Source organism: Bradyrhizobium sp. UFLA06-24 (assembly GCF_054967145.1).
In genome coordinates this window covers 1-16,519 of record NZ_JADFUE010000034.1, presented here as the reverse complement: position 1 = coordinate 16,519, position 16,519 = coordinate 1, and the positions used below count along the sequence as shown (strand labels likewise).

14 protein-coding genes and 1 tRNA gene are annotated in these 16,519 nt (G+C 64.9%); 6 read left to right on the top strand and 9 right to left on the bottom strand.

Annotation, left to right across the window (positions count from 1 at the left end):
- Positions 1–22: 22 nt before the first annotated feature.
- Together pbpC and IF809_RS24460 are read right to left on the bottom strand one after the other, a co-directional pair.
- Complete coding sequence (pbpC, locus tag IF809_RS24465) at positions 23–2,155, bottom strand: penicillin-binding protein 1C (RefSeq protein WP_462838773.1); 2,133 nt, start codon at positions 2,153–2,155, stop codon at positions 23–25.
- An 8-nt stretch (positions 2,156–2,163) separates the two neighbouring features.
- Positions 2,164–7,368 carry an alpha-2-macroglobulin family protein gene (locus tag IF809_RS24460; protein ID WP_462838772.1) on the bottom strand — a complete coding sequence of 1,735 codons (5,205 nt, stop codon included), beginning with the start codon at positions 7,366–7,368 and terminating at the stop codon, positions 2,164–2,166.
- A 404-nt stretch (positions 7,369–7,772) separates the two neighbouring features.
- On the opposite strand from IF809_RS24460, the gene IF809_RS24455 reads away from it, so the two are divergent.
- Positions 7,773–7,849: transfer RNA gene (locus IF809_RS24455), tRNA-Arg, on the top strand.
- A gap of 199 nt (positions 7,850–8,048) precedes the next feature.
- Entirely contained in the window at positions 8,049–8,258 is a 210-nt protein-coding gene (locus IF809_RS24450) for a hypothetical protein (protein WP_244659333.1), read from the top strand.
- Positions 8,259–8,313: 55 nt separating this feature from the next.
- Here IF809_RS24450 and IF809_RS24445 read toward each other — a convergent pair whose 3' ends face one another.
- The 6 genes from IF809_RS24445 to IF809_RS24420 all read right to left on the bottom strand — a co-directional run bounded on the left by IF809_RS24445 (position 8,314) and on the right by IF809_RS24420 (position 12,160).
- The gene (locus IF809_RS24445) at positions 8,314–9,591 is read right to left on the bottom strand and encodes a hypothetical protein (protein ID WP_462838771.1); all 1,278 of its coding nucleotides are present in this window, start codon (positions 9,589–9,591) and stop codon (positions 8,314–8,316) included.
- A gap of 185 nt (positions 9,592–9,776) precedes the next feature.
- Positions 9,777–9,995: a hypothetical protein gene (locus tag IF809_RS24440; protein ID WP_128966160.1), complete on the bottom strand. Its 219-nt coding sequence runs from the start codon at positions 9,993–9,995 to the stop codon at positions 9,777–9,779.
- 237 nt (positions 9,996–10,232) lie between these two features.
- Positions 10,233–10,385 (bottom strand): hypothetical protein, encoded by a 153-nt coding sequence (locus IF809_RS24435; RefSeq protein WP_209968242.1) that lies wholly within the window; start codon positions 10,383–10,385, stop codon positions 10,233–10,235.
- 249 nt (positions 10,386–10,634) lie between these two features.
- Positions 10,635–11,420, bottom strand: a complete 786-nt coding sequence (locus IF809_RS24430; protein ID WP_462838770.1) for a hypothetical protein — start codon at positions 11,418–11,420, stop codon at positions 10,635–10,637.
- Between the two features lie 198 nt (positions 11,421–11,618).
- Positions 11,619–11,855, bottom strand: a complete 237-nt coding sequence (locus IF809_RS24425; protein WP_128966159.1) for a DUF2273 domain-containing protein — start codon at positions 11,853–11,855, stop codon at positions 11,619–11,621.
- A gap of 68 nt (positions 11,856–11,923) precedes the next feature.
- Positions 11,924–12,160 carry a hypothetical protein gene (locus IF809_RS24420; RefSeq protein ID WP_128966158.1) on the bottom strand — a complete coding sequence of 79 codons (237 nt, stop codon included), beginning with the start codon at positions 12,158–12,160 and terminating at the stop codon, positions 11,924–11,926.
- Positions 12,161–12,425: 265 nt separating this feature from the next.
- Here IF809_RS24420 and IF809_RS24415 point away from each other — a divergent pair, with 265 nt between their 5' ends.
- Complete coding sequence (locus IF809_RS24415) at positions 12,426–12,773, top strand: DUF6481 family protein (protein ID WP_453978979.1); 348 nt, start codon at positions 12,426–12,428, stop codon at positions 12,771–12,773.
- Between the two features lie 161 nt (positions 12,774–12,934).
- On the opposite strand, the gene IF809_RS24410 is transcribed toward IF809_RS24415, so the two are convergent.
- Positions 12,935–13,177 carry a pentapeptide MXKDX repeat protein gene (locus tag IF809_RS24410; RefSeq protein ID WP_462838769.1) on the bottom strand — a complete coding sequence of 81 codons (243 nt, stop codon included), beginning with the start codon at positions 13,175–13,177 and terminating at the stop codon, positions 12,935–12,937.
- 324 nt (positions 13,178–13,501) lie between these two features.
- Here IF809_RS24410 and IF809_RS24405 point away from each other — a divergent pair, with 324 nt between their 5' ends.
- From IF809_RS24405 to IF809_RS24395, 3 genes are read left to right on the top strand one after another with little or no spacing between them, the layout of a single operon-like run.
- Positions 13,502–14,524, top strand: coding sequence for a TRAP transporter substrate-binding protein (locus IF809_RS24405; protein ID WP_462838768.1), 1,023 nt, complete (start codon positions 13,502–13,504; stop codon positions 14,522–14,524).
- Entirely contained in the window at positions 14,521–15,075 is a 555-nt protein-coding gene (locus IF809_RS24400; RefSeq protein WP_462838767.1) for a TRAP transporter small permease, read from the top strand. The genes IF809_RS24405 and IF809_RS24400 overlap by 4 nt, the downstream gene beginning before the upstream one ends.
- A complete protein-coding gene (locus tag IF809_RS24395) occupies positions 15,072–16,430 on the top strand; it encodes a TRAP transporter large permease (RefSeq protein ID WP_462838766.1) in 1,359 nt (452 codons plus the stop codon). The genes IF809_RS24400 and IF809_RS24395 overlap by 4 nt, the downstream gene beginning before the upstream one ends.
- Positions 16,431–16,519: the final 89 nt, after the last annotated feature.

The window sequence follows — 16,519 nt, the reverse complement described above, 5'->3', positions numbered from 1 at the left end:
GCCACAACCGCTTAAGCCACCGTCATTGAATTCGAATGACAACTGTGTCCGCGGCGCCCGTGGCGTCGATCACGGTCAGCCTGGCAAAGCCCGGGCCGGGCGGATCGATCAAGCGCTGGCGCCGTCCGTCGATCTCGCCGCGCGCGGTGCCGTTGACCATCACGGTCATCGGCAATACCCCGCCGGCGACCTTCACGGGCATGGCCGCGCCTTCAGTGCCGCCTGAGCGATCCACGTCGATCCTTGTGCCATTCAACGGGAACTGGATGTGCAGGGCCTGCTCGCCGCCGGTCCGAACCAGTTCCCCGACGGGTCGGAACCGTCGCAACGGCAACGGCAACTTGGCGTTGCTGGCCACAGGGGTTCCCCGCGGCGGCTTCGGCAGTGGAACCAGAGTTTTTCCGCTGCGTGCGAAGGCATCGAACAGGATGGGCGCCGCGGCGACGCGGCCGATCAGACCGGGAACCGGTGCACCGTCGGGCCTGCCGACCCAGACCCCGATGGTCATCCGGCCGTCGAAGCCGACCGACCAAGCGTCCCGATAGCCATAGGAGGTGCCGGTCTTGAAGGCAATGCGGTTATGCGCGGCGTTCTCCGGCGGCGGGGTTCCCAGCAGCACGTTGCCGACCTGCCAGGCCGCGACCTGATCCAGTAGCCGCAGCGGCTCGCGATCGTCCTTGGCCGTCATGACCTCGCGCAGCGGCTTGGTGGTGCCGAGCCGGGGGAAACCTGCATAGAGCTGCACGAGGTCCTGGAGCGTGACGCCGACGCCGCCAAGCCCCATGGCGAGCCCCGGTGCCTCGTCTTTGGGCAGGACCAGATTGCCGCCGGCCTGTCGCAGCCGCGAGGCCAGACGGCTCGAGCCGACCCGGTCGAGCAGCACGATCGCCGGCACGTTCAGCGACATCTGCAGCGCCTTCTTCACCGGCACCGTGCCCTGGAAGGTCATGTCGAAATTTTCCGGCGCGTACGAGCCGAAGCGCACCGGGCGGTCGTCGATCAGGCTGTCGGGGTGAACAAACCCGTCTTCGAAGGCGAGGCCGTAGATGAACGGTTTCAGCGTCGAGCCCGGCGAGCGGATAGCGCGGGTCATGTCGACCTGCCCTGCCCGGCTCTCGTCGAAATAATCCGCCGAGCCGACGCGGGCGAGCACGTCGCCGCTGTCGTTGTCGACCACGATGATGCCGACCGAGACGTTCGGTCCCAGCGCGATGGCGCGGTCGCGCGCCAGCGGCTCCAGCACCTTCTGGAGATTAGCGTCCAGGGTCAGCCTGATGACCGGCGCATCCTTGAAAGTCGCCAGCGCAGTGTCTGAGGCATGCGGCGCCAGGATCGGCATCGGCTTGCGCAGCTTCGGAATGGGAACTGCCTTCGCCTGCCTGGCGTCCTCCGCACTCACCACATGGTCCTCGACCATGCGGTCGAGCACACGATTGCGCGCGGTACGCGCGATATCGGGATGGCGGTCGAGCCGGCGCGTCTCCGGCGATTGCGGCAGCGCCACCAGCAACGCAGCCTCGGCCAGCGACAGCCGCTTCGGCTCCTTGCCGAGATAGGCGATCGATGCGGCGCGGATCCCTTCAAGATTGCCGCCGTAGGGTGCGAGCGCGAGGTAGAGGTTGAGAATCTCGTCCTTGCTCAAGCTGCGCTCTAGCTCGATCGCGCGGACGATCTGATGCAGTTTTGCGTAGAGCGAGCGCTGCCGCCGCGGCTCCATCAGACGGGCGAGCTGCATCGAGATGGTCGAGCCGCCGGACACGATGTGCCCGCGCGTCGCAAGCTGGATCGCGGCGCGGCCCAGCGCCAGGGGATCGATGCCGTCATGGGCATAGAAGCGCTGGTCCTCGTAGGCGAACAGCAGCTTGAGATAAGTCGGATCGACACTGGCTTTGGCATCGACCGGCAGCCGCCAGCGTCCGTCCGCCATGGCATAGGCGCGCAGCAGCTTGCCGTTGCGGTCGATGACCGTGGTGGAAACACGGCGCGCTTCCTCAAGCGGCAGCGGGCCGAGAGAATAGACCCAGCCGACGAAGCCGATAATTGCGAGGATGAATGCGAGCGCGAGGGCAGAGAGAACGCGATAGCCCCTACTCCGCATTCCGTCATGGCCGGGCTTGTCCCGGCCATCCACGCGATCGTTCAGCGGCTTGTTCATTCCATCACTCACTTCGCCGCCCGCACCTCGACGGTGCCCGTGCCGGTGCGGCCGTAGCGCGAGGGATTGTACATGTCCTCGACATAGGCTTGCGGCAGCACGTATTTGCCGGGCGAGACCACGCGCACCACGTAGGCGACAGTGAATACTGCCTTGGAATCCGAGGCGCGATCGATGGCCGCCGTGAAGCGGTCATCGCGGAACTCGGTATTCTCGGGCTCCGCACCGTCCTCGATCCAGTCCAGCGTGCCGCTGTCGCCCGACGAGACCAGCTTCGGGTTGTCGATCTCGAGGCCTGCCGGCAGATAGTCGGACACCATGATGTGGCCGTACTCAGGCTTGGCTTCCGTAACCTTCAACACCACGGCGAAGCGATCGTTCTGCTTGACCTTGCTGATATCGGCGGGTTTGCCGTCGAGCGTGAAATAGTTCCGCTCGATCTTGAAGCCGTTCGAAGCCGCCGGCTCCGGCGTCACCGGCGAGCCGGACACCGAAACCACCGCCTGCACAGGCGCATCGCCGGTGTTGGTGATCTTCAGCGGTTTGCCGCTCAGCGTGTCCGACTTGTAGCTGCGGTAGAGCGCGGTCTTGACCGGCTGGCCGTCGACCTCGATCGAGAGGTTCTCCTTGGCGAGCGCGCGCGCCGCCAGCACGAGCCACGCATTCTCCTGCGTGGAGGTGTAGGGCGTGAGCCCGCGCGCGGTCTCGACCCGCGCCACGGCTTGCGTCAGCGTCGCCTTCGGCGCGTTGCCCTCGCTCGCGAGCGAGACCAGCGCTGCCGCATCGCGCAGCTGCGAGCCGTAGTCGGTGCGGCCGAACTCGAGCACCGGCTTTGGCGCGAGGCTGTCGAGCGCCGCGCCATAGACCCGCTCTGCGCGGTTGCGGTCGCCGACCAGCGCCAACGCGGCCGCTAGCTGAGACTTCGCAATCGGGGTTGCGAGGTTGTTCAGCTTGGTGTCGGCGAGATAGCGGAGATCACCGATCGGCGCTGCGCCGTTGCGGGCGAGCACGTAGAGGCCATAGGCGAGATCGCGGCCGCCGTCCTTCTCCGGCTCGTTGCCGTTGACGACCGAGTTGCGGATACGATCCAGCGCGTTCTTGAATAGGATGTCCGGCACCACAAAGCCCTTTTCACGGGCGCGGGTGAGGAAATCCGTCACGTAGGCATCGAGCCAAGCGTCATCGCCGCCGGCCGACCACAGGCCGAACGAGCCGTTGGAGCCCTGACGGGCCAACAGCCGCTCGATGGAGTCGCGGATGCGCTGGTCGACCTCGGTGTCCATGGCGAGATGCGCCCCGGCCGCGAGGTCGTTGACGTAAAGCAGCGGCATCGCGCGGCTCGTGATCTGCTCCGAGCAACCATAGGGATAGCGGTCGAGCGCCTTGAGGATCGTCGCCGCATCGAGCGCCGTCGACAGGCTCGCCGAGACCGAGACGCTGCCGGTGCCCGGTACGAGGTCGGAGAACATGTCCGAGGTCAGCGTGAGGCTCTCGCCGTTCGCCAGCGTCCGGATCGAGCGCCGCGCCAGCACCTGCGTCGCCGCCTTGACGTCGAACGCGTAGTGACGCGCCAGCGCCAGGCCGTTCGGCCCCCTGATGTCGACATCGAGCGTCGCCTGCCCCGCCGCGGTCGCATCGAGCGCGAGCGAGAACGAGTTGCGCTGCTTGGCGGCGAGCTTGACGGTGGTGGCGGGATTGCCGGTCATTTTCAGCGGGCCGCCCGTCTTCACCTTGATCACGTAGTCGCCGGCCTGGCCCTCGACATTGTCGACCTCGAGGTTGACCGTGCCGTGGTCGCCGTTCAGCAGGAAGCGCGGCAGCGTCGTGGTCAGCACCACAGGATCACGGATCACGACGTCGGTGTTGGCGCGGCCGAGCTTGGTCGCGCTCCACGCCACTGCCATCACGCGGGCGGTGCCGGCGAACTCGGGTATGTCGAAGCTCACCTCGGCGCTGCCGTCGGCGCCGATGGTCACGATGCCCGAATAGAGCGCCAGCGGCTTCTGCGCGGGCGGTGAGCCCTGCAACTCGGCCGCGCCGGCGTCGCCGCCGGATTTGATCTGGCCGCGCGTACCCGACATGCCGTCGATCAGCTGCCCATAGAGATCGCGGATCTCAGCTGAGAGCTGGCGCTGGCCGAGATAATAATCGTCCGGCGCCGGCGGCTTGTAATTGGTGAGATTGAGGATGCCAACGTCGACGGCGGCGATGACCACCTTGGCATCCTCGCCTGGATTGAGGCCGTCGAGCTTGACCGGGATCTTCAGCATCGAATTCGGCCGGATCAGCGTCGGCGGCGTCAGCTTCACCTGGAGCGTACGGGCCTGCTTGTCGATCCCGAACCATTTCGGGCCGATCGCACGGCCCGGCATGCGCTGGGCGGCCGCATCGAGCGGACGGCGCAGCGTCGCCACCACATAGGCTCCGGTGCCCCAGTCGTTGCCGACCGGTATCTTCACCTGCGCAGTGCCTTCCTTGACGTCGATGGTTTGCGTCGTCAGCAGGCGATCGCCGAGCACGTTGATGGTGAGCTTGCCGGCGGTGCGGGCATTGACCGACACCGTCATGGTGTCGCCTGAAGCGTATTGCGGCTTGTCAATCGAGGTTTCCAGCAGGTCCGGCGTGTCGGCGCTGCCGTCGGAATACCAGCCGACGTCGAATTGCACCGACGTCACCGGGCCGTCGGCATCGTTCGACTTCACGTCGAGCCGGTAGCGGCCGGGGCGCGGCGCCAGCGAGATGCGGGTGGGCTTGTCGGCTGCAATCGTGACGTCGCCGTCAGCAACGCGCGACGTCGACTTGACCGGCTCGTACTCCCAATAATTGTTCTGGCGATACCATTGGTAGCGCGACTCCATCTTCAGGAGCTCATAGCGCAGGCCGTCGCGGGCCAGGGTCTTGCCCTCGGGCGAGACGAACACGACGTCGAAATCGGCCTTGTCGCCTTCCGCGACGTTCTTGTCTGCGAACAACGGCTTGATGCCGATCAGGGCGGTTGCGGGCGCAACGGGCAGCACCAGCTTGCGCTCGACGGCGCGTCCCCCCGTCTCGACCATGCGGACGAGGATCTGCGCTTCCTGCGGGCGGGTCGAGGCCGGCTGCTTGTCGAGTGTCACCGGGAATGTGGCAACGCCGTTGGCGTCGGCCTCGGGAAGGTTCTCCAGCGGCGTACGCTCATTCGAGGTGGTCTCCTCGTCGGCGACGCCGAACTGGTAGCCGGCAAATCCGGGCCGCTCGGCAGCCGGCGCAATCAGCATGTCGCCCTCGAGCTGGAGGCCCGACGCCGGCGCGCCGTACAGGAAATGGCCGTCCGCCTTAAGCTCCACAGGAGTATTAGCTTTGATCAGCTTGTCCTTGGCGGACAAGTCGAATTCGATCCGATCCGGGACATAGTCCTCGACCATGAAGGTGGTCTCGCCGACCGAAGAGCCCTTCGGATCGGTGAACGCGCGCACCCGCCAGGTGCCGGTCGGGACGGCGGAGTTGAGCGGCACGGCAAGCGTGCGGCCACCGGCGCCCTGGTCGGACAGCACGGCGCGGCGGAATTCGACGCCGTCGGGGCGCTCGATCACGAGCGTCAGCGGCCCGCCATTGACGGCATTGCCCTGGCCGTCGCGCAGCAGCGCGGTGAGATAGACGGTCTCGCTGGAGCGGTAGACGCCGCGCTCGGCATAGACGAAGGCATCGGCGCCCGCGGGCACCGCGCGGCCGGCAACCCCGCGGTCGGACAGGTCGAAGGCGGAGGTCTTGAGGCTGAGGAAGGCATAGTCGGCCTTCTCGCCGGTGACCGTCAGCATGGCCGGCGACAGGCCGCCCTCACCGCGCGCGAGCCCCGCCTCGAACAGAACGTGGCCCGCCTCGTCGGTCTTGCGCGTCGCCAAAATCTCATTGTTGCGGGCAACCAGCCGCACCTCGGCCTTGCCGACCGGGTCGGTCGAAGCCAGCGAGTTGACGAAGACGTGGATGCCGTCATTGCCGGAATAGGCGGTGACGCCAAGGTCAGAGACGATGAACCATTGCGTTGCGAGCTGGTAATCGTCGTCCGAGCCCGGCCCCTTGGCTGCGGCCGTCATCACGTAGACGCCGGGCTGGAGCTCGCCAAGCGCTTCGTCGACCGGAAATGCCGTGGTGACGTCCTGGTTCAGCGTCATCGCCGTCGCCAGTTCGCCGGACCAGACCTTGACGCCCCGCTCGTTGCCGAGATCCGAGAGCTGATATTTCGACAAGGTCTTCTGGAAGTCGCTGTCGACCACCGTGTTGATCAGGTTGCGGTCGCCGATGCGGAAGACGTTGATGTTCACCGCGGGCGTGTTGACGCTGACGACGGGAATGCCGCGCTGGCCGGTGCGCGGCAGCACATAGGCGCGGCTGGTGAAGCGCACGAACGGTTTGCGGTCGCGCACATAGATGTTGAACTCGGCCGATTTCGGCAAGCCTTCCTTCACCGAGGACGGCAGGCCGGCGCGCAGATTGATGTTGTAGCGCTCCCCGTGCTTCAGCCCGTCGACGCAGAGCTGCTTGCCTTCGGCCGACAGCGCCGGCTTGTCCTGACCCGCCAGCGCCAGGAAGGGCGCGAAGTCGGTGCGCTTGGCGAGCTCCTCGGAGAACTGGAAGCAGGCGCGCGGGCTCGCCGAATCCGAGTCCACGGTGTAGTCGAGCAGCCGGAAGCCGTGCTCGTCGCGCAGCTTCTCGTATTGGCCGCGGACGTCGGCGACCTCCTTGGTATCGAGCGACAGCCGCAGCGAATCCAGCGCCGGCCGGAACAAATGCCGTTCGGCCAGCGCCCTGCCGAGCACGGCGAGCGCATCGGCCTCCTCGCCCGGATTGCCGGCACGCATATAGGCGATGTAGGCCGCGGTCGAGGCGCGCTCCAGCAGGAACGTCTGTTCGCTCGAGCTCTTCGGCATAATCTGGAAGATGGCCCTGGCGAGCCGCAACCAGTTGCCGGCATCCTCCGGCGTGGTCGCGGCGATCTGGCCGAGCACCGACAGGCCCGTGCGGAAATCGAAGCGCTTGAAAGCGGCGTCGGCGTCGGTGCGCAGCGTCGCATTGGTCTTGGCGACTGGCCCCGCCTCGCTCTTGATCTGCGCCTCCAGCTTGATCGCGGAATCGGCGAGATCGTCGCGCTTGAAGGCTTTTTCAGCGGCGTGCGCGGCGCTCAGGCCGAACGCCAGCGCGGCGCAGAGGGTGACGGCGCGAACCAGACCGATCATGATTGGACTCCCGGAAATCGCGGACAAAGGCCGCGGCGGCGATGAAGTGCGCGGAAAGGTGACAGACTCAAGGCGATGGAACCAGAGGTGCAAAACGTCGCATTCGCCATGGCAAGTCACGCCAAGAGGAGACCGATCAAGATACCGCCGCGCGCGCCGTCCTGTGGCGCAGCCGATACCCGACCAGTCGGCCGGCGACCGTGTCCCGGAAGCTGGCCAGCGTTGCCGGCGACGTGATCCGTCGTCCAGTCCGCTGCCGCTCAACCCGGCACCCTGACACTTCACCGTTCCGTTTTGTCGCGCCACAGAGGAAAACGGTTCGGTTCAGACTTGGCGAAACGCCGGATTTTTCCTATTGGCATGCTATATGAACAGCCGGCCCCCAGCGCGGGGCGGTTCAGGACGGTCCCGTAGCTCAACTGGATAGAGCATCAGATTTCTACTCTGAGGGTTGCAGGTTCGATTCCTGCCGGGATCGCCAAAGCCTCAGCCTTGTCGACATGCGACGGCGTTCATCATGAACGCGCCACGCGATCCCTTCCTTGCCGATCCCATGTCTTTCACGAACGCGTGGGTTGGCTTTCTCCGGTCTTTGAACCGGACGGACGCGTCCTATCTATGCGCGGCGGGCTAGCTTTGCCCGAGAAGGACCGTCGATGCCGCGAACTGAACTAACGAGAATGGGAATCGCCCTTGCGGTGGCGGTCGTTGCAATGTCGTTTCTGGCGCTCGACGCAGTCGTCGACGTCAACTCCGGCGCGATCAAGCAGCGCATCGAAACGGCGCAGGCTTCCATTGTCCATGTTGCCATGAGCCCTCATGACCTCGCCTCCGCCGTCCAGGCCTGGACGCATCGCGACCATGAGAAGCAGCCATCGGCGATCGAATAATGCCTGCGCGGCAACAAATCGGCCGGGCAAATCGACGATAGGCCGGTCGTGACGATCATAGCCGGCATTGATTCGATCGCCACCACTCCGCGATCGCCGCTGCAAGGTCATTCCACGGCCTGGTCGGCAGATCCGGCACCGCGACCCGGACGCTGTACCGGTCCGTGGTGGCGTCGTGAAACCATTCGGTCGCGGCAAAGTCGAAGCCGAAGCTGCCGGCGTGGCGGATGGCATGACCTTTTCGGCTCAGATCGTGACTCATGGCCTCGGCGGCTTGCCGCGCACTTGCCTCGTTGAGGGGACGGCCGGCGCGGAGCGTGACGTAGAGGCCATGGGTGAAGTGGAGTTCGGCCGCGAGCGAAGCAAGCTCGCGCGCGAACAGGCGGGCGGCATGGCGACCATTGCGCAGGATGGCTGCGACACGGGTCTTCGTTAACGCCCAATACGCATCACTGCCGACAAAAGGCGGGAAGTGCGCCGGCAGCGCCGCGCCGCCGAGAAGCCGAACCGCATTGCTTGTATCCGCGGCAAGCCGTTTGATCATCGAACGGCGTGGCTCAGCGCCCTGCCCGCTCCAGCTGACGAAAACCGCAGAACCGAGCCTGCCGTATTCCGCACCGAGCGAATCCAGCTTGTTATGACTTCGCACCATCACGACCGGAAGTCTGGATCGCTTCGCCCAGCGCAGCACGCGCCGGATGCGTCCTGAGCGGCCGGCAAAGCACGTCGTGTCGAACACCAGAAGATCGAGGCCAGCCCCGTCGCAGTGCAGAACGGCTTCGAACGCGCCGGCAGAGATGCACGAATCCAGCAGCAAGATGCGCGGCGTGCCGGTTCGGCCAAAGGCATCCGGCAGCGGCAGTTTCAGGGGAACGAGACGCAAGCTCGGAACAAAGCGCTCGATCAGCTCCAACGTCTCACCGTAGGAGCCCGGCAGCACCAGGATATCTCCATGGGCGAAAGTCGATGCGGATGCGAGCAGCAGCGTCGAGATCGCGGCCATGCCCGAAGCGGAGTAGATCGTCGCGCTGATGCAGCCGTGCTCGAGTTCATAGAACGAAGGGCCGGTGACAGTGAGATCTGCCCGCTGGTAGTCATAACTGAAAGCGAACGGACCGCTGGTGGGACAGGCCGATGCCGACCACGCCGTCTCCGTCGCTTTCCAGTCCTGCAGCGCATGCTCCGCATGCAGCATGGCAGTGAGCTGGAATTTTGTCTTGATCACCTCATCCACCGATCGCGGACGGGGCAAGCGTCGCGGGTTCTTCAGGCAATCGTTCAGCAGCCCGATTTCCCTGTGCTTGCGATCGAGATAGGCTTCAATGGTCTCCATGCGCGTCTTGATGCAACGATGGGAAAGCTTCCATCGCTCTTCAACGCTTGGCGTGTGCAGGAGGTCCAACGGCGGCTTTTTGTTCGTTCACGATCCGACTCCGCTTCGTTCCCCGAGCACGAATCGAGACCGCGAAATCGGCGTATCGAGGAGTCTTAACGCCGCGTTTCTGCAGCTTGAGTTTATCAAGCCTCGAGCGGCACGAGCGCAGGCCGCATCCGATACGCATCGATCGCGGCATTCGAGAGCAGCAATCTGCGCCGCTCGCCGCGAATCATCATGCGATCGATCCTGTTCAGGATGAAGCGGGCCGCATCCTTGCGCTCGCCCGTGAGCAGACCGGACTGGTCGAGATATTTCCAGGCGATCTCGAAAGACTGTGCGCGCAATTCAAGGTCGGTCATGTCGGGCCAACGGCGGCCGGGAACAGATGTTCCTTTGCGAGCTTCAGCCGAGCGAAACAACCGCCAGCCGCCACGCGGAACGGAATCGCGACCAGCGTGTTGTCTGCGATGAAATAGAGTGGTGCCGACCCGCCAGCCCCGGTCGGCTTTGAAGGGCCCCGTGCTTATCCCCCCGAGCACGGGGCTTTCTCATGGCTCGTCACAACGCCCGGACCGGGCAGACCATCAAGATAGAAATCAGTCTCTCCGCTCGTCGTCGCGACGATCGCGGGCGAGCTGATGCCAAGCCAGCGCCAGCTCGATGAGTCGTTGCCGGTCGGCGCCTTCGGACGCCGCCGCACGCTTCATCGCTGCCTCGGCTTCAAGCTGCGGGTCGTACTTCGTGCACATCGACGGAGATTCTAGCCGCCCGATATGGACAAGTGCGTGGCAAATTCGTCCGTATGATTGCGGAGGGCAAAAGTGGCATCGCTGCGCTTCCGCACGATATTACCGCGACGAGTTTTGCGAGCGACCGGCGCGAGATCACGGCGCCGGCGATGTTCGTGTTTTCCTCATTCCGGAGCGATCCCGGCCCCTCAACGAAAACGAGGCGGGCACCGGGCCAGCCTCGCTCACGTCGGATTGCGCGCTCAAGGTTCAGTAGCAAGCGCGCGGATCGGCCTGGACATACTGGCCGCTCGGATAGCGGTAGTAGCAAATGCCCTCGGCCCAATAGTAACCCGGGCGCGAAGCGGCCGTAGCACCCGCGATCGCGCCGGTCGCGCCGCCGATGACGGCGCCAGCGGCTGCGCCCGTGGCGTTGCCGGACAGCAAGCCACCGAGCACCCCGCCGACGATGGCGCCGCCGAGCGCGCTCGCACCCGGATCGGCCGGCGGCGGTGGGGGCGGCGGCGGTTCATAGGCGACCGGCGGACCGGGCGGTGCGTAAGCCACCGGCACGTCGTCGATATACTCTTCGGAGATGTAAGCAGGCGGACCATCCATCCGCTCCGGATAATAGTACCAGACACCACCGACGTCCCACCACCAGCCGGAGCGGCCGTTGTGGACTTCATGCCGCCAGCGTCCGCCTTCCCAGGCAAGATTGCCACGATAGGCATGTCCGCCCCAGTCGCGCGTCGGCGCGGGGCCGCGCGCCATGGTGCGCCCGGGTCTCGGAGCCGGACCACCGACTGCGTGGTGGCCTGGAGCCGGTGCCGTATGGGCCTGGCCACCGGGCTGCGGCGCGGGTCTCGCGGCCTGCTGCGGCGGAGGTCCCTTGCGCGTATTCTGGTTGGTCTGGGGCGGCGTGCCGGCACCCTGCCCCGGCGGCTGGGCAGCGCCCTTCGGCGGACCCGCGTCCTGCGCTTGCGCTGATAGCGCCAGCAACGACATGGCCGAAACCATGGGAATGATGATCTTCATGCGGCCGGACGCACTCATTGGTGCTACCCCCTACTTTCAGAAATTGCCGTGGTCCACGCGCGATAGACGATTCTGATCGCACCTGGCTGATGCCGGCTGACAAAGCTGACCTGCCGAAGCGACCGGTCAAAACTGACCTGCCAATCCGGCTGTGTCCCGTTACAAATGATTAAGATCACGGCAATTTTTCGTTCGGCGACGACTCACCAAACCAGTCTAGCGGGCCGGCTCGATCACATTGCAATTGCTGCGCCCGGACATCAGGCAGTCCTGCATCTTGCTCGCCGCCGTGAGGTCGCGGGCGAGCCACAGGCCGATCCCGAGGATGACGGCCGCGATGATCAGTCCCGCGATGGCGCCGCGGCGGCTGTCCCCGGATGGGGGCTTTGGCGGCCCGCTGGGCTTCTCGATCGGATCAGACTTGGAGGCAGGATTGGATTCAGGCTTGGGCATGGGAGGTCTTGTCGCTCCGGTGAGGCCCTGTAGCACCTCTGCGACGTCCCGTCACATCCACGCAGCCCTCACCCCCTGGTCGGTTTCAGCGCCTCTTTGCGCGAGGTCTCGACCGCCGGGATCGCGTGCTGCGCGCGCGGTGCGCAACTCGTGAGGATGAATGCGGTCTGGGTGCACTCCCAATTGGCTCCCAAAACGGTGCTCTCGATGGGTTGCGGGCGGCCAGCCAACAGCAGCGCACCGGCGACAGCCACCGCGGCGGCCGTGATTGCAAGGGCCTTCGGGCTCAGCCGGAAAAAGATCATGCCCGTGCTCCGTCTCGTTGGGGCGGACGCTAAGCGCCGCCGCTGGGTGTCCTTATGAGGGACATCACAATTCGGCAGTTTTTCCGGGCTACGAAGGATCGGCTGGGTAAGCGATTTCGTTGACCTGATCGGCTGCGATTATGGGTGGCTTCACGACGCGCGGCGATGTACACGCTTCTGCGTCGTGTGGAGCCTGCTTGTGCCCAGCCGACGTACCAACAGGCAGTGATGTAGGATCGAAAGCGAGGATGACAAGGCTCGTCGAATGAGTGGATTTAGGGAACCCGGCTTCGCAGACCGGCAAAAGGCGGCGCTGGAAGCCCGCAAAAATCTTTTGAACAAATTCAAGTCGCAGCCGGGCCCTGACGATCCTGCTGTGGTGGCAAAGCGCGCCGAGCGGGAGGCGCTCGCGGCTAAGCGCGCTGAAGCAAAGGCTGCGCGCGAGGCTGAAAAGGCCGAGCAGAAGCGCCTCGAGGAAGAAGCCAAGGCTGCCGAAGCGGCACGCCTTGCGCGGGAGGCCGAGGAAGCGGCTGCCAAGGCCGCAGCGCTCGAGGCCGAGCAGAAGGCCAAGCGCGACGCGCGTTACGCCGCCCGTAAGGCCAAGCGGAAGTAAGCGTCAACAAAATTTGACCTGAAGCGCACCTGCTTCAGGTCAAATCATGATAGATCAGCCGGGTCCCCGCGAATGCGCGGACCCGATGATGGAGCGTGGGCCAAGCCCCGCAGAGCGCATGCCGGGCTCGTCTTGTTGGACGACCGGGCGCCGGCAGACGATCAGTTCTTCTTCATCATCCCGTCGTCCTTCTTCATGCCGTCCTTGGACATGTGATCCTTCTTCATGCCGTCGTCCTTGGACATGGTGTCCTTCTTCATGCTGTCTTTGGACATTGTGTCCTTTTTCATCATGCCGTCGTCCTTGCCCATTTTGTCCTGAGCAAAGGCAGCCGGCGACAGCGCAAGGCCGAGCGAGAGAGCGGCAGCCGAGACGCCGAGCACGATGCGGGTGCGAATGGTCATGAGAAATAATCCCTTCGAGATGGTGTTTGTCAGCGACGTGTGCCGCTACCGAGTCTCGACGGATCGACGCCCGTGCTTGTTACGTCAGACCTCAGATCTTTTTGCGTGTCGTCGGGCGCGCCTCGCGCGATCGTCGCAGCGTTAACGATGGCACGATGACGCCGGCGCGTGCAGCGCAGCAAGGCCAACCCTTGCCGCGGCATTACGTCTCGAACTATCAGATGAGAGAACTCGAGGTCGAAGACCGGCTAGGATGGGCCTCCGCACCGGTCTCATCACCCATTCAGATCACTTCAAAGAAGAACCGTCCAAGGGGATCACACCATGTTCACGCGCCGCCATCTGCTCGCGACCGCCGTCGCCGCACCCGCCATTCTCCGTTTCGGCATTGGCACCGCGCACGCCGCAACCACGCTGAAGATCTCGCACCAATTCCCCGGCGGCACCATCGACAAGGGCGATTTCCGCGACCGGCTCTGCCGCATGTTCGCGGCCGAAGTCAGCAAACGCAGCAACGGCGACATCGCCGCCGAAATCTATCCGAACTCCTCGCTGATCAAGACCAACGCGCAGTTCTCGGCCATGCGCAAGGGCGCGCTCGACATCTCTCTCTATCCGATGCCCTATGCCGGCGGCGAATTGCCCGAGACCAATATCGGCCTGATGCCCGGCCTCGTCACCACCTATGACCAGGGCATGCGCTGGAAAAAGGAGCCGGTCGGCAAGGCGCTGACCGACTTCCTTGCCGACAAGGGCATCATCCTCCTGAGCTGGGTATGGCAGGCCGGCGGCGTCGCCAGCCGCTCCAAGCCGATCGTGGCGCCGGAGGACGCCAAGGGCATGAAGGTGCGCGGCGGCTCGCGCGAGATGGACATGGTGCTGCAGACCGCCGGCGCCTCGGTGCTGTCGGTGCCCTCCAACGAAATCTACGCGGCGATGCAGACCGGCGCCTGCGACGCAGGCATCACCTCCTCCACCAGCCTGATCTCGTTCCGCCTCGAAGAGGTCGCGAAATCGCTGACCTCGGGTGCGGGCGCGTCCTACTGGTTCATGCTCGAGCCCCTGATGATGTCGAAGGCGATCTTCGACAAGCTGCCGAAGAACCAGCAGGACATCCTCGTCGCCGTCGGCGCAGAGCTCGAAGCCTTTGGTCGCAAGGGCGCGCAGGATGACGACATCGAGGTCGCCAAGGTCTACGAGAAGGCCGGCGCCAAGGTCTCGGCGCTCGATGCCGCGACCGTCGGCAAGTGGCGCGACATTGCGCGCGACACCGCGTGGAAGGATTACGGCGCCAAGACCGCGACGGCTGCGAACCTGCTCAAGCTCGCCTCCGACGTCGCTGCATGAGCCACGGTCCGCTTCCGGATCGGGACGATCAGATGAATTCTGCCGCAAGGACCGGCCTTGCGGCAGCGCTCGATCGCGGCCTCGCCGTCCTCAATCGCATCATCGTCGTGTTTGCCGCGCTGGCGCTGGTCGCGGCCTGTGCCATCCTGAGCTACAGCGTGCTGAGCCGCGCGTTGTTCAAGGCCGCCAATTACTGGCAGGATGAAGCCGCCGTGTTCCTGCTGGTCGGCGCCACCTTCATGACGGCGGCCTATGTGCAGCAGAACCGCGGTCACATCGGCATCGAGGCTTTCGTCGGGCTCCTGTCGCCGCTGGCAAACAGGATCCGGCTCTGGTTCGTCGACGTCGTGACGTTCCTGTTCTGCGCGTTTTTCACCTGGAAGTCCTGGACGCTGGCGCATGAGGCCTATGTCGACGGCCAAGTCTCGAATTCGATGTGGTCGCCGCCGCTCGCCATTCCCTATTCCCTGATGGCGCTCGGCATGAGCCTGCTCTGCGTCCAGATCCTCGTGCAGCTGGCGCTGCCTTTCGCAGGAGCCCGGCGTCCATGAGCGTCTTCGGTATCGGTATAGCTTACGGAGTCGCGACGCTGCTCGTGATGTTTTCGGGCATGCCGATCGCATTCGCGCTCGGCGCGGTCGCAGTCGTGTTCATGGGCATCTACATGCCCTCGGCATCGCTCGATACGGTGACGCAGAACGTCTACGAGGAGATGGCCTCGATCACGCTGCTGTCGATCCCGCTGTTCATCCTGAAGGGCGCGGCGATCGGCAAGTCGCGGGCCGGCCAGGATCTCTATTCCGCCCTGCATGCCTGGCTGCATCGCGTGCCCGGCGGCCTCGGCGTTGCCAACGTCTTCGCCTGCGCGCTGTTTGCGGCGATGGCGGGCTCGAGCCCTGCAACCTGCTCGGCGATCGGCTCGGCCGGCATTCCGGAGATGCGCAAGCGCGGCTATTCCGGCGGTTTCGCGGCCGGCATCATCGCCGCCGGCGGCACGCTTGGCATTCTGCTGCCCCCCTCCATCACCATGATCCTGTTCGCGGTGGCTGCGGAGAAGTCGCTGGGACGCCTGTTCCTCGCCGGCATCGGCCCCGGCTTGCTGCTGGTCACGCTGTTCGGCGGCTACGCGGTGATCCGTTTCCGCCAGGAATACGCCGCGGCTGAAGCCGCCTACAAGAAAGGCGGCCCGGAAGCTGCCATCCTGACCCGCGACGAATATACGCTCGCCGAACGCTTCAGCGTGCTGCCGCGCGTCATCCCGTTCGTGCTGCTGCTGACAGGCGTGATGGCGGCGCTCTATGGCGGCTATGCCACGCCGTCGGAGACGGCCGGGCTCGGCGGCCTGCTGGCGCTGGGCCTGATTGCGGCGATCTATGGCGTGTGGCGGCCGAGCGATCTTGGCCCGATCATGAAATCGACGATCCGGGAATCCACCATGCTAATGATGATCATCGGCATGTCGCTGCTCTATTCCTATGTGATGAGCTATCTGCACATCTCGCAATCGGCGGCCGAATCCGTCGTCGCGATGCACCTGCCGCGTTGGGGGCTGCTGTTCACGATCCTCGTCATGGTCGTCGTGCTCGGTTTCTTCCTGCCGCCGGTCTCGATCATCCTGATGACGGCGCCGATCATCCTGCCGCCGCTCCGCGCCGCCAATTTCGACATCATCTGGTTCGGCGTGGTCATGACCATCGTCATGGAGATGGGGTTGATCCATCCGCCTGTCGGCCTCAACATCTTCGTCATCCGCAATGTCGCGCCGGACATCTCGCTCAGCGAGGTGATCTGGGGCACGCTGCCCTTCGTGCTGTTGATGATGGGCGCGGTGCTCCTGCTCTGCCTCGTGCCGGAGATCTCGACCTGGCTGCCGGACCTGGTGATGGGGCCGGATGGGAGCAGGTAGCGACATTCCCCATCGTCATTGCTGTGCATGTTCACTAATTCGCTGATCGAATTCATCCTGTTCAGGGAGGATTCCGATGCGAGACAACA